Origin of the sequence: Blastococcus colisei (assembly GCF_006717095.1) — a bacterium.
GTDB lineage: Bacteria > Actinomycetota > Actinomycetes > Mycobacteriales > Geodermatophilaceae > Blastococcus_B > Blastococcus_B colisei.
Genome location: NZ_VFQE01000001.1, coordinates 662,099 through 676,372 on the forward strand (window position 1 = coordinate 662,099; position 14,274 = coordinate 676,372).

Genomic DNA, 14,274 nt, shown 5'->3' on the forward strand with positions numbered 1-14,274 from the left:
TTCCACGGAGTCACAGAGGAGTTCACTGTGGGTAAGCATGCCGCGCCGGAGGGGGCATCGGCGGATCCGATCGTCACCGAGGCTCTCGCCCGTCGGCCCGGTGACGCCGTGCACCATGCGGCCGCGGAAGGCCCGGTCGGCTGGCCGGGGGAGCGGGCGCCCGAGGGCGGCCGCGTCGGTTGGCCGGGCGATCTTCCGGGGGCCACCGCGGAGACCACCGTGGCCCGTCGGAGCTGGCGCCGGCTGTTCGCGCCGACCAGGGTCGCCTGAGGTCAGGCGGGGGAGCCGTCGTCCCTTCGGGTGCGACGGTCCAGTTCCCGCAGGAACTCCGGGTCGTCGTCAGGGGCGAGCGGCCGGGTGGGCCGCTGCGGACGCGGGCCTCGCGGCGGACGCGGCGCGCGCAGGCCTCCACCCGGACGTCCGGGGGCCGCAGCCGCCCGCATGACCAGCACGACGACCGCCACAGCGATCACGAGAACCACCAGGAACACCACGATTGACCCCCTCGTCGGCATCCAGCGTACGTCCGCGGCGATACTCGGTGCCGAACGGACGATTCCAGCAGGGCCGCGCCCGGGACGGAGCACCGCCATCGACGCCGTGGACCAGCAGCTGATCGACCTGCTGCGCGCCAACGGCCGCGCCAGCTACGCCGAGCTCGCCCGCCAGGTCGGCCTCTCCTCACCGGCGGTGCACGAGCGCGTCGGCAAGCTGGAGGCGGCCGGCGTCATCACCGGATACCGGGCCGTCGTGGACCCCGGCTCCGTGGGACTCGACGTGACCGCGCTGGTCAGCGTCATCGAGAGCGACATGGTGGACGACACCGGCGTCGAGGCGGCCATGCGCGAGGTCCCCGGCATCGAGGACTGCTGGCGTGTCGCCGGCAGCGAGGGCTACGTGCTGAAGGTCCGCGTGACCGACATCCCGGCACTCGAGGCCACCATCGATGCGTTGAACCGGATCAGGGGTGTGGCCCGCACCCGCACGACCGTCGTGCTCTCGACCAAGTGGGAAGGCCGTCATGGCTGACAGCAGCACCGTTCCTCCGAGCCCCTCAGGAGGCCCGGCGACGCCGCCGAAGATCCTGCCGTGGCTGCTCGTCTACACCGTCGGCCGGCTGGCCATCGCCGCTGCCCTGGTGCTGATCCTCTGGATGGTCGGTCTCGGCAGCTTCCCCGGCCTGCTGTTCGGGCTGCTGCTGTCCATGCCCGTGTCCTACCTGCTGCTGCGCCCCTCGCGCGACCGGCTCACCGAGGCCCTGGCCGCGCGCAGCGTCGCGCGCAAGGCCGCCAAGGACGACCTGCGCACCCGGCTGAGCGGTACGGAGTAGGTCAGCTGCTCAAAGCGAGCCCCGCACCCAGTAGTACGCCGGTGGCGAGGGTCACCAGTCCGGTGCCCTGCAACGCTCCGATGAGGGCGTGGCCCCGCGCTCCGGAGAGAACGGTACGTACCGGTGGAACGGAGAGCGGGGAGGCGACCAGGGCGAGCAGGACCCACGGTCGCCCGACCCCGACCGCGGCGACCACCGCGAAGACGACGACGAAGAGGCCGGCGAAAGTCAGCCGCGTGGCGCGGTCGCCGAGGAGCACCGCGAGGGTGCGCTTGCCGGCGACGGCGTCCCCGTCGATGTCGCGCAGGTTGTTCACCACCAGGATCGCCACGATCAGCAACCCGGTCGGCACCGCGACGGCGAATGCCAGTCCGGGCAGCGTGCCGGTCTGCACGTAGGTGGTGCCGACCACGGCGACCGGACCGAAGAAGACGAAGACGAAGACCTCGCCCAGCGCGCGGTAGCCGTAGGGGAGCGGCCCGCCGGTGTAGGTCCAGGCCGCGGCGATGCAGACCGCGCCGACGGCGACGAGCCACCAGCTCGACAGGGCGGCCAGCGCAAGGCCGGCCACGCCCGCGACCGCGAAGGCCAGGAGCGCCGCCACGAGCACCTGCCGCGGCGCGGCCGCCCCGGAGCCGACCAGCCGCATCGGTCCCACCCGGTCGGCGTCGGTGCCGCGCGTGCCGTCGGAGTAGTCGTTGGCGTAGTTGACCGCGACCTGCAGGGCGAGCGCGACCACCAGGGCCAGGAGCGCGGCCCCGAGGTCGAACCCGTCCAGGGCGGCGGCCGTGCCGGTGCCGACGAGCACGGGGGCGACCGCGGCCGGGAGGGTCCGCGGCCGGGCGCCGGCGATCCACTGGGCGGGGGTTGCCACTCAGACCTCCTGGGTCAGCGCCGCGACCGCGCGGCGGTCGGGCTTGCCGGTGTGCAGGAGCGGCAGCGCGTCGAGGACGTGCAGTTGCCGGGGGGCGGCGGGTCCGCCGAGGCGGGCCGCGACCCACTCGCGCAGCGCCGGCAGGTCGGGCGTGGCGCCGGGCGCCGGCACGACGGCGGCGACGACGCGCTGACCCCAGGTGGGATCGGCCCGGCCGAAGACCACGGCGTCGGCCACGGCCGGGTGCTCGCGCAGGGCGGCCTCCACCGCGGCCGGGGCGACGTTGACGCCGCCGGAGACCACCACGTCGTCGAGACGGCCGGTGACGCTCAGCCGGCCGTCCGCGTCGAACGTGCCGGCGTCGCGGGTGCGGAACCAGCCGCCGGCGAAGGCGTCGTCCGTGGCGGCCGGGTCCAGCCGGTAGCCGAGCGCGAGGGTGGGGCCGGTCAGCTCTATGCCCCCACCGCCGGGTCCTGCGGGCCCGTCGGTCACCCGCACCCGGACGCCGTCCAGGGGCTGCCCGTCGTACACGCAGCCGCCCGCCGTCTCGGTCATGCCGTAGGTGGTGACCACGGCGATGCCCGTGTCCCGCGCCTGTCCGAGCAGGGCGGCATCGGTGGCCGCCCCGCCGACGAGGACGGCGTCGAAGGCGCGCAGCGCGGCGGGTTCCTCGGCCAGCCAGCGGCGGAGCTGGGTGGGCACCAGGGAGGTGTAGCGGCGTCCGACGGGCAGGCGGGCCACCGCGGCGGACAGCGGCTCGTCCTTGGCGAGGACCTCGGGCACGCTGCCGGAGAGCGCGCTGCGGCAGAGCACCTGCAGCCCGGCGATCGCCGACACCGGCAGCGCGAGCAGCCAGCTCCCCGGCCCGCCGAGGCGGGCGTGCGTCGCCGAGGCCGAGGCCTCGAGCGCTGCCGCCGACAGCAGCACCGCACGGCCGCTGCCGGTCGAGCCCGAGGTGACGACGACGAGGTCGGCGCCGGGCTCCAAGGGCTCTTCGGGCCGCAGCGCGGCGCGGGCGGCGGCGGCGACCGCGGGCGGACCGTCAGGGAGGACGGCGAGGGGCGCGGTGCCGGCGAGCGCGGCCCGCACCGCGTCGGGGGAGAGCTCGGCCGCGGGCACGACGGTGAGGTGCCTGGCCACGACACGGGAGCCTACGTTCGCGCCGAACTAGGCTGACCACCGTGATCACGGCCGTGTACCGGGTGCCGCTGCGCACCCGCTTCCGCGGCATCGACGTCCGCGACGGCGTGCTCCTGCGAGGCCCGGCGGGATGGGGCGAGTTCTCCCCGTTCTGGGACTACGACGTCGAGGAGAGCCGCCGGTGGTGGGCGTCGGCCGTCGAGGCGGCGACGCAGGGCTGGCCGGCGCCGGTGCGCACCTCGGTGCCGGTGAACGTCACCGTGCCGGCGGTCGACGCCGAGCGCGCGCACGCGATCGTCGCCGCCTCCGGCTGCCGGACGGCCAAGGTGAAGGTGGCCGAGCCGGGTCAGTCGGCGGCCGACGACCTCGCGCGGGTGGAGGCGGTCCGGGACGCCCTCGGGCCGGCCGGTGCGATCCGGGTCGACGCCAACGCCGCCTGGGACGTCGACACCGCGGTCACCCGCATCCCCGAGCTGGACCGCCTCGTGGGCCTCGAGTACGTCGAGCAGCCGTGCGCGACGCTCGAGGAGCTCGTCGCGCTGCGGCGCAGGATCGCCGTGCCGATCGCGGCCGACGAGGTCGTGCGCCGATCGGCCGACCCGCTGCGCGTGGACCTGCGCGAGGCCTGCGACGTCGTCGTCCTCAAGGTGCAGCCGCTCGGCGGGGTGCGGGCGGCGCTGCGCGTCGCCGAGGCGCACGGCCTGCCGTGCGTCGTGTCGTCGGCGCTGGAGTCGTCGGTCGGCATCGCCGCCGGGGTCGCGTTGGCGGCCGCGCTGCCGGAGCTCCCGTTCGCGTGCGGCCTGGCCACCGTCGCGTTGTTCACCGACGACGTCACGTCGTCGCCCCTGCTGCCGGTCGACGGCGCGCTGCCGGTGGTGCGCCCCGAGCCCGACCGGCTGTCCTGCGTCGCCGCCGACGAGGACACCGACGCCCGCTGGCGCGCGCGGCTCGACGCGGTGCGCGCGTGAACCCGGCCACCGCGTTCGCCCGCGTGCTGGTGGACGAGCTCGTCCGGGGCGGCGTCACCGACGCCGTCCTGGCGCCCGGCTCGCGGTCGGCTCCCGTCGCACTGGCCCTGGCGGCCGCCGAGCGCGACGACCGGTTGCGCCTGCACGTGCGCATCGACGAGCGGACGGCGGCCTTCCTCGCCCTCGGCCTGGCCAGGGCCTCGGGCCGGCCGGTGCCGGTGCTGACCACGTCGGGGACGGCGGCCGCCCACCTGCATGCAGCTGTCCTGGAGGCCGACGCCGGCGGGGTGCCGCTGCTGGCGCTCACCGCTGACCGGCCGCCGGAACTGCGGGCGACCGGCGCCAACCAGACGATCGAGCAGGCCGCCCTCTACGGCGGCGCGGTCCGCTGGGCGGCCGACGTCGGCGTCCCCGAGGTGGGCCGGGAAGCGGAGCAGAACCGGTACTGGCGGTCGCTGGTCGCCAAGGCGCTGCTCACCGCCGCCGGTGCGCTGTCGGGCGACCCGGGGCCGGTGCACCTGAACCTCGCGCTGCGCGAGCCGCTGCTCCCCGACGACGACGGCGAGCTCACCGGCCGCTGGGCGGGGCGGCCGGACGGTGCTCCGTGGACGGCGGCCGGCCCGCCGGCATCGACCGAGCGGCGGGCGTCTTCGGGCCCGTCCCGCACCCTGGTCGTGGCCGGCGACTGCGCGCCGGCACTCGGCCGAGCCGCCGCAGAGCTCGCGGACGCGTGCCGGTGGCCGGTGATCGGGGAGCCGTCGAGCGGGACGTGGTCGTCCGAGGGCGTCGTGCGCGGTGGCGCCCTCCTGCTCGGCGTCCCCGGCTGGCTGGACCGGCACCGGCCCGAGCGGGTGCTCGTGGTGGGGCGGCCCACCCTGTCGCGGCCGGTCTCCGCGCTGCTCGCCGATCCCGCCATCCGGGTCGAGACGGTCGCGGCGGCGCCGCGCTGGGCCGACGCGGCCCGGTCCAGCGGACACGTGTCGACCGGGCTGCCGGTGGCCGGCGGTGCGATCGCGGAGGGATGGCGCGCGTCCTGGTCGTCGGCCGCTGCGGCGGTCGGCTCCTCGGTGGACGTGGTGCTGGACGAGGCTCCCGGCCTCACGGCCGCGCGGCTCGCCCGCGACGTGGTCGCCGCGCTTCCGTCCGGTGCGCTGCTGGTGCTCGGGTCCTCGACGCCGGTGCGCGACGTCGACCGGCTGGCGGTACCGCGCGCCGACCTGACGGTCCTCGCCAACCGCGGGGTCGCCGGTATCGACGGGACGATCTCGACCTCGGTCGGTGCGGCGTCCGTGCACGAGGGGCCGGCGTTCGCGCTGATGGGCGACCTGACGTTCCTGCACGACCTGACCGGGATGCTCCTCGGTGAGGGGGAGCCGGCGCCGGACCTCACCGTCGTCGTCCCCGACAACGACGGCGGCGGGATCTTCGCCCAGCTGGAGCCCGGGGAGGACCGGCACGCGCGCGACTACCGCCGGGTGTTCGGCACGCCGCACGGCCGTGACCTGGTCGCGGTCGCACAGGCGCTCGGGTGGGCCGCGACGCGGGTGAGCTCGGCCGACGAGCTGCCGGCCGCGCTGGCGCTCGGCGGGCCGCGGGTCGTCGTCGTGCGCACGGACCAGCGGGCCGAGGCGGCCCTGGCCGTCGAGCTGCGCGCCGCCGCGACCGCGGCGCTCCGCGGCTGACGCTACCGACCCGTCAGCCTTCGAGCGCGGCCTGGAAGGCGGCGAACTTCGACTGGGTCTCGGCCAGCTCGGCGGCCGGGTCGGAGCCGGCGACGATGCCGCACCCGGCGAACAACCGGGCGCTGTCCTCGCCGACCAGCTGGGCGCAGCGCAGGGCCAGCCCGAACTCACCGTCGCCCCGGGAGTCGAGCCAGCCGACCGGCCCGGCGTAACGGTCGCGGTCCATGCCCTCGAGCTCGGCGATGACGTCCGCGGCGTCCGGCGTCGGGGTGCCGCACACGGCGGCCGTGGGGTGCACCGCGCCGACGAGCTCCAGCAGGCCGGCCCGGCCGCGCGCGCCGGTGCGGCGCTGCGTCCCGGTCACGTCGCTGGCCAGGTGTCGCACGTTGGCGAGGGTGAGCAGGTCGGGCTCCTCGGGGGCGTCCAGCGCCGCGCAGTAGGGCTCGAGGGCGCGAACCAGGGAGTCGACGGCGAGCGCGTGCTCGGCCCGGTCCTTGGCGGAGCCGATCAGCGCCGCGGCCAGCCGCTCGTCGTCGGCACCCGCCCCGCGCGGGGCGGTGCCGGCCAGCACCCGGGCGGAGAGCTCCCGGCCGCTGCGGCGCAGCAGGAGCTCGGGGGTCGCACCCAGCAACCCGTCGACGGCGAACGTCCAGCAGTCGGGGAATCGGGCCGCCAGGCGGCGCAGCAGGCGCCGTGGGTCGAGCGGGACGTCGGCGGAGACCAGCAGGTCGCGGGCGAGCACGACCTTCTGCAGCTCCCCGGCGTCGATGCGCGTCACGGCCTCGGCGACGGCCGCGCACCAGGTGGCCGGGTCGAGGGCGCCGTCGGCGTAGCGCAGCCGCGGCGGGGGGCCGTCGTCGAGCGCCTCGGGATGGAGGACGTTGCGCGGATCGACGTCGCCCACCGTGGTCAGCCAGGCGACGCCGTCCCGCCGGCCGAGGACGACCTGCGGGACGACGAAGACCGACGTCCCGGCGGCGGGGTCGAACGCGATGCTGGCGAACAGCACGGGACCGGAACCCGCCACGTCGAGCTCGTCGTCGGTGTCCAGGCCGTCGGTGTACGCCGTCCACCAGGCGGCGGCCTCCTCCAGCGCCCGCGGCCCGCTGACCTCCAGCCGGGCCGCCTCCCCACAGCCGACCAGACCCTCGCCACGGCGCACCCACGACAGGGCGCCCTCGACCGGCAGCCGGTCGAGCAGCTCGCCGGTGGCCTCCGTTCGGACCGTCGTCACCGTGCACGCGGCGGCTGCCGGGGAGGTCAGGGCGGCCGCGGTCACTTCACCAGCCTAAGAGCCTCTGTAGCGTCGGCGCCGTGGGAGACCGGCGAGAGAACGCACACACCCCGGGCGTCCGCGCGGGGCTGGACAAGCGGCCCGCCGACGTCGCCGCCATGTTCGACCGCGTCGCGCGCCGCTACGACGTCACGAACACCGTCCTCTCCGCCGGTCTCGACGCCTCGTGGCGCCGGGCGACGCGGGAGGCGCTGGGCGCGCGCCCCGGCCAGACCGTCCTCGACGTCGCCGCGGGGACGGCGGTGTCCACGGTTGAGCTGGCCGCCGGTGGGGTCACCGCGATCGCGTGCGACTTCTCCCAGGGCATGCTCCGCGCCGGCGCCTCGCGGCCGGTGCCGAAGGTCGCCGGGGACGCGATGGCGCTGCCGCTCGCCGACGAGAGCGTCGACGGCGTCGTCATCTCCTTCGGCCTGCGCAACGTGGCCGATCCCGACGCCGCCTTGCGCGAGTTCCGCCGGGTGACGCGGCCGGGCGGCGCGCTGGTGGTCTGCGAGTTCTCCTCGCCCACCTGGGCGCCGTTCCGCACCGTCTACACCGAGTACCTGATGAAGGCCCTGCCGCGGATCGCCCGTGCGGTGTCGAGCAACCCGGAGGCCTACGTCTACCTGGCGGAGTCGATCCGCGCCTGGCCCGCCCAGGCGGAGCTTGCGGCCCGCGTGCAGGAGGCCGGCTGGGGCGACGTCGCCTGGCACGACCTGACCGGCGGCATCGTCGCGCTGCACCGCGCCCGCCGGGTCTGAGTCGCGAGAATGTCAGACCCCGAACGTATGTTCGACTCATGATCAGCACCGAGCTCTACCGCAGCCCGCTGGAGGGGCTGCTGGTCGACCGGCTGCTCGAGGAGCGGCCGGCGGTGACGCGCCTGCCGGTGGAGGTTCTGTCGGCGGAGCAGGCTGCGGCGGAGCTGCAGCGGCTCCAGGCACGGAAGGCGATGGATGCCGCCTACGAGGCGGAGTTGGTGATGGCGCTGGCCGGCGAGCGGCCGGATACCGATGATCCGCCGCCGGGGCATCCGGGGGCGCGGCGCCGCGGCATGGGCTCGCCGGTGCCCGGGACGAGCGAGTTCCTGTCCGACGAGCTGGCGCTGGTGCTGAACACCTCCCGGGTGTTTGCCGCGGCGGTGCTCACCGACGCCTGGCTGCTGACCGAGCGGATGCCGGCGGTGCACGCCGCGCGCGTGGCAGGGGAGCTGGACCCGTATCGGGCGCGGCTGTTCGCCGACGTCCTGGGTCCGGCCAGCGACGAGGTGATCGCCGCGGTGGTGCCGGCCGTGCTGCCGGAAGCCGCCCGGTTGTCGGCGGGCCGGCTGCGCCGGCGGCTGATCGCCGCGGCGGTCGCGGCGGACGAGGAGTTCGCCGAGCAGCGGCGGATCGAGGCGCAGCGGCGGGCCGAGGTGCGGGTCCGCCCGACGGCCGACGGAATGTCGGTGCTGTCCAGTGAGGTGCCCTCGCCGATCGCCGGGGCGATGTGGTCGGCGATCGACGCGGCCGCGCAGCTGGCCCGCACGGCCGGTGATGACCGGCCGATCGGGGTGCTCCGGGCCGAGGCGCACGCGGCGATGGTGCTGCGGCCCGACGGTGGGGCGGAGCCTGGGTTCACCGCCCACGTCACCGTGCTGGCCCCGCTGCCCGCACTGTGCCCCGGCAGTGCCGGCGCGGTGGACGCCGAGCTGGGCCCGGCGGTGGACGGTAGCCCGATCACCGCCGCGCACCTGCGCGAGTTGCTCGCCGAGCTGAACGCGCTCGGGGTGCGGGCCCCTGCCGGTGGCAGCCTGACGCTGGCGGTCACCGGCGCCGACGGGGCGCTGCTGGCCACCACCACACCCGGAGAACTGGCGCGGCTGGCCGCCCGCGGCTGCCCGGCCCACGGTGGCCCGGAGGCGCGGTGTGACTGCCCGGTGCTCACCGCGCCGGCCGACGTCGCGGGCTACCAGCATTCGGCCGCGCAGGACCGGTTCCTCGAGGTCCGGGACCGGACCTGCCGGCAGCCCGGCTGCGCCCAGCCCGCTGGGCGCACCGACGCCGACCACGTGCTGGCCTACGACTGCGGCGGCCGGACCGGCTGCGACAACCTGTGCTGCCTGTGCCGCACCCACCACCGGCTGAAGACCTTCGCCCGGAACTGGCGCTACGAACTGCTTCCGGACGGGACGCTGCGGGTCACCACGCCGAGCGGGATCACCCGCATCACGCGGCCGCCGGGCCTGAGGGAGCCGTTCGAGCAGCGGGCGCTGCCGGCGCCACCGCCGGTCGACCGGCCGGACGAGCCGCCGCCGTTCTAGTGCCTCGCCGGGTTCTCTCTCGCCAGCGTCCGACAGATGACCGTCGATCTCTTCGCGGGAGTGGCAGTCGCCGACTTCGAGCGGTCGCTGGCCTGGTACGAGCGGCTGATAGGTGAAGGACCGGCGTTCGTGCCGAACGACGTCGAGGCCGTGTGGGAGCTCGCCGAGAATCGGTACCTGTTCATCGAGGTCCGGCCGGAGCACGCCGGCCACGCGGTGCACACGGTCTTCGTCGACGACCTCGACGCCCGGATCGAGGCCATCGCCGGCCGTGGAATCGAGCCCGCGGAGCGGGAGACCTACTCGAACGGCGTTCGGAAGGTGACCTACCGGGATCCCGACGGCAACGAGATCGGTTTCGGCGGCGGACCGGTCGAGTAGAGCGACCGGGGTTCCGATCGGTGCCGTCCGGTTCTAGCCTCGGTTCATGACGACCCCGCCGCCTCCACCGCAGCCGCCGGGTCCCGCGCCGTCGCCGACGGACCCGATCCCGCCGCCCGTACCGGCCCCGTACCCGACGCCGGATCCCACCGACCCGACGGCGCCGCCGCCGGCACCGGCGCCCGAACCCCTCTAGGACTCGCCGTGGGGGTGCGGCGCTTCGCGGACCGCCGAGAGGCCGGGCGAGCCCTCGGCGAGCGGCTGGCCGAGAGCCCCTCCGGCGGACACCCGCGCGACCTCGTCGTGCTCGGCCTCCCGCGGGGCGGCGTCGTCGTCGCGGCCGAGGTCGCCGCCGTCCTCGGGTCACCGCTCGACGTCCTCGTCGTCCGCAAACTCGGGCTGCCGCGACAGCCGGAGCTGGCGATGGGGGCCATCGCGGCCGTCGGTGACGTCGTCGAGACGGTGTGGGTCGACGCCGTGCTCGCCGCGGTCCACGTCGACCCGGAGGAGATCGAGGCCGTCCGGCACCGCGAACTCCTCGAGCTGCGCCGTCGGGAGACCACCTACCGGGACGGCCGCCCGCCCGCCGCGCTGACCGGCCGGGCCGTCGTCCTCGTGGACGACGGGCTGGCCACGGGCGCCACGATGCACGCTGCGGTCGTCGCCGTGCGGGCGCGGCTGCCCGCGACCCTCGCGGTCGCCGTGCCGATCGGCTCACCCAGCGCCTGCGCCGCACTCGAACCGCTCGTCGACGAGGTGCTCTGCCTGGTCGCTCCGGACACGTTCCGCGCGGTCGGGCAGGGCTACGCCGAGTTCGGCCAGACCACCGACGAGGAGGTCCGGCGCGCGTTGCGCGGCAGCCCGCACGAGGTGTGACCGATCGCATGGCCGGGGGGTGCTGTCAGGTTCCTCACAGCCGGGCCTAGACTCGGAACCAGTGACCTTGTGAACCATTTCACAAGGTCTCGGAAGCCTTGAGGGAGGCGCCGCGTGCCCGGCAGGACGACCGCAGCACCACTCGGCGCCGATGCGCGCGCCGACGTGGTCGTGGTCGGCGCGGGGCCGGCCGGGTCCAGCGCGGCCTGGTGGCTCGCGCAGGCAGGGCTCGACGTCGTCGTCCTCGAGAAGGCGGCCTTCCCCCGCGAGAAGGTCTGCGGTGACGGGCTCACTCCGCGCGGCGTCAAGGCGCTGGCCGACATGGGCGTCGACACCTCCGGCTGGGTGCAGCACTTGGGTCTGCGCGTTCACGGCGGGGGCCAGGTCGTCGAGGTCGACTGGCCGCAGCTCTCGTCCTGGCCGCACCGCAGCCTGGTGTGCCGCCGCAGCGAGCTCGACGCCCGGCTAGCCGCGCACGCCCAGGCTGCGGGGGCGCGCCTGCACACCGAGGTCACCGTCACCGACCCCCTGCTCGACGAGGCCGGGCGGGTCGCCGGCGTCCGCTTCACCAGCGGTCCGGGCAAGGAGCCGGGGGAGATCCACGCACAGCTCGTGCTCTCCGCCGAGGGGCTGTCCGGGCGCCTGGCCAAGTCCCTGGGACTGGTCCGCCGCGAGGACCGGCCGCTCGGCGTCGCCGTCCGCCGGTACGTCGCCAGCCCGCGGGCGACCGACGACTACCTCGACATCTCCTTCGACCTCGCTCCCGAGGGCCCGACCGCCGAGTCCATGCCCGGCTACGGCTGGATCTTCGGGATGGGCGACGGCACCGCCAACGTCGGCTTCGGCCTGCTCGACACCCGGCGCTCCGACGGCGGCGACCACCGCGAGGTGCTGCGCCGCTGGCTGGACACCTTTCCGGCCGAGGATCACCTCGGCGAGGAGTACGCGGTGACCCCGCTGCGGGGGGCGGGCCTGCCCATGGCCCTGCACCGGCAGCCGGCCTACACCCGGGGCCTGCTGCTCACCGGTGACGCCGCCGGCACGGTCAACCCGTTCAACGGCGAGGGGATCAGCTACGCCATGGAAAGCGGGCGCATGGCCGCGGAGACGGCGGCCGAGGCGCTGGCCCGGCCCGCCGGTCCCGCGCGGGAGTCGGTCCTGCGCCGGTATCCCGAGCGGCTGCGCGCCGCCTACGGGCGGCACCACCGCCTCGGCGTCGGCTTCCTCGCCCTGCTCAGCCGCCCGGACGTCGTCCGGTTCGCCACGGCGCACGGCCTCAAGCGGCCGGCGCTGGTGAATGCCGCGCTGCGGCTCATGGGCAACCTCAGTGACGGCCGGGACGGCGACGGCGTGGACCGCGCCATCGCCGTCCTCACCCGCCTGGTGCCGGCGGTCTGACGTGCGCCGCCCCCCGTGTCTCGACACGCTCCGTAAGCGTTCCGTGCCTGCCCGGAACGTGATCGTCCTCACCGTAGGGTGCCGCTGATGCTCTCGAACTACGTCCCGATCGTCGGGCTCTTCGCACTGGCCGCGGCGTTCGCGCTGTTCTCGGTCACCGCTGCGCCCTTCATCGGTCCGCGCCGGTACAACCGGGCCAAGCTCGACGCCTACGAGTGCGGCATCGAGCCGGTCGACCAGCCGCTCACCGGGGGCCGTTTCCCGGTGAAGTACTACCTGACGGCGATGCTCTTCATCGTCTTCGACATCGAGATCGTCTTCCTCTATCCCTGGGCCGTCGCCAACGACGCGCTCGGGGTGTGGGGCCTGGTCGCGATGGTCGTCTTCATCGGCACCGTCTTCCTCGCCTTCGCCTACGAGTGGCGGCGCGGCGGGCTCGAGTGGGACTAGGGGACATCTGATGGGACTCGAGGAGAAGCTGCCGAGCGGCGTGCTGCTGACCAGCGTCGAGAAGTTGGTCAACTGGACGCGCAAGTCGTCGCTGTGGCCGGCGACGTTCGGCCTGGCCTGCTGCGCCATCGAGATGATGGCGTCGGGTGCCGGCCGCTACGACCTGGCCCGCTTCGGCATGGAGGTCTTCCGCGCCTCGCCACGCCAGGCCGACCTGATGATCGTCGCGGGGCGGGTCAGCCAGAAGATGGCCCCGGTCCTGCGCCAGATCTACGACCAGATGCCCGAGCCCCGCTGGGTGCTCGCCATGGGCGTCTGCGCCAGCTCCGGCGGCATGTTCAACAACTACGCGATCGTCCAGGGCGTCGACCACATCGTCCCGGTGGACATGTACCTGCCCGGCTGCCCGCCGCGGCCGGAGATGCTCATGGACGCGATCCTCAAGCTGCACCACAAGATCCAGCACGAGCCGCTCGGCGCGAAGCGGGAGCGCGCGCTCGAGCGGGCGCGCGAAGACGGCACGGCCGAGGACCTGCACGTCGAGATGCCTTCCACGGTGCGCGTGGACAAGAAGGCGCGGCGCGCGTACGAGGAGGCCGCGGCGCAGGGACGTACCGGTCAATTCCTCATCGAGCAGCGCGACGGCAACGCCGTCCTGCTGCCGGAGGAACGTCCTGCTGGTCTCGGGAAGGCGTGGCGATGAGCGCCGCGAACACGACGGGCGAGCGAGCATCGCTCCAGGCTGGGGGCACCTCCCGCTTGCGGGGGACAGCGACCGAGGAGCGGAACGAGTCCGGAGTGGAGCAATGAGCAACGACGGGGGAGAGATCGTCCCCGGCCGCGAGGAGGCCGGCTACGACGCGAGCACGGCTCCGAGCGGCGGGTTCCGCAAGGGAGCCTTCGGCGTCACCGGCAGCGGCGACACCTCCGGCTTCGGTGGCCTCGTCCGGGTGGAGCCCGGCGGCGCGGTGGCTCTGCACTCCACCGACCGGCCGTACGGTGGCTGGTTCGACGAGGTCACCGACGCGCTCATCGAGGCCGTCGGCGAGGCGACCTACGACGCCGCCGTCCACCGCGTGCTGGTCGACCGTGGCGAGATCACCTACTTCATCGCCCGGGAGCACCTGCTGACGCTGGTCCAGGCGCTGCGGGACGACGAGGCGCTGCGCTTCGAGCTGTGCAGCAGCGTCTCGGGAGTCGACTACCTCGACAGCGGCGGCCCCGCCGTCGACCCCGGCCGGCCGAGGCTGCACGTCGTCTACCACCTGACCTCGATGACCTATCGGCGGCGCATCCGGCTCGAGATCGCCGTGACCGCCGAGGACACGCACGTGCCGTCGGTGACGGGCATCTACCCCACGGCGGACTGGCACGAGCGCGAGACCTGGGACATGTTCGGGATCGTCTTCGACGGCCACCCCGCGCTGACCCGCATCCTGATGCCCGACGACTGGGACGGCTTCCCGCAGCGCAAGGACTACCCGCTGGGCGGGATCCCCGTGGAGTACCACGGCGCCACGATCCCGCCGCCGGACACGCGACGGAGCTACCGATGAGCCGGGATCTGACGTCACGCGGTGATCGTCCCGCCGCGAACACC

General features: G+C 75.1%; 17 protein-coding genes. 13 read left to right on the top strand and 4 right to left on the bottom strand.

What is annotated here, in order from left to right; translation table 11 throughout:
- Positions 1-27: 27 nt before the first annotated feature.
- Positions 28-270, top strand: a complete 243-nt coding sequence (locus FHU33_RS03135) for a hypothetical protein (RefSeq protein WP_142024045.1) — start codon at positions 28-30, stop codon at positions 268-270.
- A gap of 2 nt (positions 271-272) precedes the next feature.
- On the opposite strand, the gene FHU33_RS03140 is transcribed toward FHU33_RS03135, so the two are convergent.
- Positions 273-494, bottom strand: coding sequence for a hypothetical protein (locus FHU33_RS03140; RefSeq protein ID WP_142024046.1), 222 nt, complete (start codon positions 492-494; stop codon positions 273-275).
- 106 nt (positions 495-600) lie between these two features.
- Between FHU33_RS03140 and FHU33_RS03145 the strand changes: the two genes are divergently transcribed.
- Entirely contained in the window at positions 601-1,029 is a 429-nt protein-coding gene (locus FHU33_RS03145) for an Lrp/AsnC family transcriptional regulator (protein ID WP_211354988.1), read from the top strand.
- A complete protein-coding gene (locus tag FHU33_RS03150; protein WP_142024048.1) occupies positions 1,022-1,330 on the top strand; it encodes a DUF4229 domain-containing protein in 309 nt (102 codons plus the stop codon). The genes FHU33_RS03145 and FHU33_RS03150 overlap by 8 nt, the downstream gene beginning before the upstream one ends.
- A 1-nt stretch (position 1,331) precedes the next feature.
- Here FHU33_RS03150 and FHU33_RS03155 read toward each other — a convergent pair whose 3' ends face one another.
- Together FHU33_RS03155 and menE are read right to left on the bottom strand one after the other, a co-directional pair.
- Positions 1,332-2,204, bottom strand: coding sequence for a 1,4-dihydroxy-2-naphthoate polyprenyltransferase (locus FHU33_RS03155; RefSeq protein WP_142024050.1), 873 nt, complete (start codon positions 2,202-2,204; stop codon positions 1,332-1,334).
- Positions 2,205-3,344, bottom strand: a complete 1,140-nt coding sequence (gene menE, locus FHU33_RS03160) for an o-succinylbenzoate--CoA ligase (RefSeq protein WP_142024052.1) — start codon at positions 3,342-3,344, stop codon at positions 2,205-2,207.
- Between the two features lie 41 nt (positions 3,345-3,385).
- Between menE and FHU33_RS03165 the strand changes: the two genes are divergently transcribed.
- Both FHU33_RS03165 and menD read left to right on the top strand, forming a co-directional pair.
- Entirely contained in the window at positions 3,386-4,312 is a 927-nt protein-coding gene (locus tag FHU33_RS03165) for an o-succinylbenzoate synthase (protein WP_246063235.1), read from the top strand.
- Positions 4,309-5,994: a 2-succinyl-5-enolpyruvyl-6-hydroxy-3-cyclohexene-1-carboxylic-acid synthase gene (menD, locus tag FHU33_RS03170; protein ID WP_142024055.1), complete on the top strand. Its 1,686-nt coding sequence runs from the start codon at positions 4,309-4,311 to the stop codon at positions 5,992-5,994. The genes FHU33_RS03165 and menD overlap by 4 nt, the downstream gene beginning before the upstream one ends.
- A 13-nt stretch (positions 5,995-6,007) precedes the next feature.
- On the opposite strand, the gene FHU33_RS03175 is transcribed toward menD, so the two are convergent.
- Positions 6,008-7,273: an isochorismate synthase gene (locus FHU33_RS03175; RefSeq protein WP_142024057.1), complete on the bottom strand. Its 1,266-nt coding sequence runs from the start codon at positions 7,271-7,273 to the stop codon at positions 6,008-6,010.
- A 35-nt stretch (positions 7,274-7,308) separates the two neighbouring features.
- Here FHU33_RS03175 and FHU33_RS03180 point away from each other — a divergent pair, with 35 nt between their 5' ends.
- The 8 genes from FHU33_RS03180 (at position 7,309) to FHU33_RS03215 (ending at position 14,230) form a co-directional block, all read left to right on the top strand.
- Positions 7,309-8,028 (top strand): demethylmenaquinone methyltransferase, encoded by a 720-nt coding sequence (locus FHU33_RS03180; RefSeq protein WP_142024059.1) that lies wholly within the window; start codon positions 7,309-7,311, stop codon positions 8,026-8,028.
- 38 nt (positions 8,029-8,066) lie between these two features.
- A complete protein-coding gene (locus FHU33_RS03185) occupies positions 8,067-9,569 on the top strand; it encodes an HNH endonuclease signature motif containing protein (protein WP_142024061.1) in 1,503 nt (500 codons plus the stop codon).
- A 36-nt stretch (positions 9,570-9,605) separates the two neighbouring features.
- The gene (locus FHU33_RS03190; protein ID WP_142024062.1) at positions 9,606-9,950 is read left to right on the top strand and encodes a VOC family protein; all 345 of its coding nucleotides are present in this window, start codon (positions 9,606-9,608) and stop codon (positions 9,948-9,950) included.
- A 204-nt stretch (positions 9,951-10,154) separates the two neighbouring features.
- Positions 10,155-10,826 (top strand): phosphoribosyltransferase, encoded by a 672-nt coding sequence (locus FHU33_RS03195; protein WP_246063236.1) that lies wholly within the window; start codon positions 10,155-10,157, stop codon positions 10,824-10,826.
- A 114-nt stretch (positions 10,827-10,940) separates the two neighbouring features.
- On the top strand, positions 10,941-12,224 hold the full coding sequence (locus FHU33_RS03200; RefSeq protein WP_142024064.1) for a geranylgeranyl reductase family protein: 1,284 nt from the start codon (positions 10,941-10,943) through the stop codon (positions 12,222-12,224).
- Positions 12,225-12,311: 87 nt separating this feature from the next.
- Complete coding sequence (locus FHU33_RS03205; RefSeq protein WP_142024065.1) at positions 12,312-12,674, top strand: NADH-quinone oxidoreductase subunit A; 363 nt, start codon at positions 12,312-12,314, stop codon at positions 12,672-12,674.
- A 10-nt stretch (positions 12,675-12,684) separates the two neighbouring features.
- Positions 12,685-13,377 (top strand): NuoB/complex I 20 kDa subunit family protein, encoded by a 693-nt coding sequence (locus FHU33_RS03210; protein ID WP_142024067.1) that lies wholly within the window; start codon positions 12,685-12,687, stop codon positions 13,375-13,377.
- A 103-nt stretch (positions 13,378-13,480) separates the two neighbouring features.
- A complete protein-coding gene (locus FHU33_RS03215; RefSeq protein WP_142024068.1) occupies positions 13,481-14,230 on the top strand; it encodes an NADH-quinone oxidoreductase subunit C in 750 nt (249 codons plus the stop codon).
- Positions 14,231-14,274: the final 44 nt, after the last annotated feature.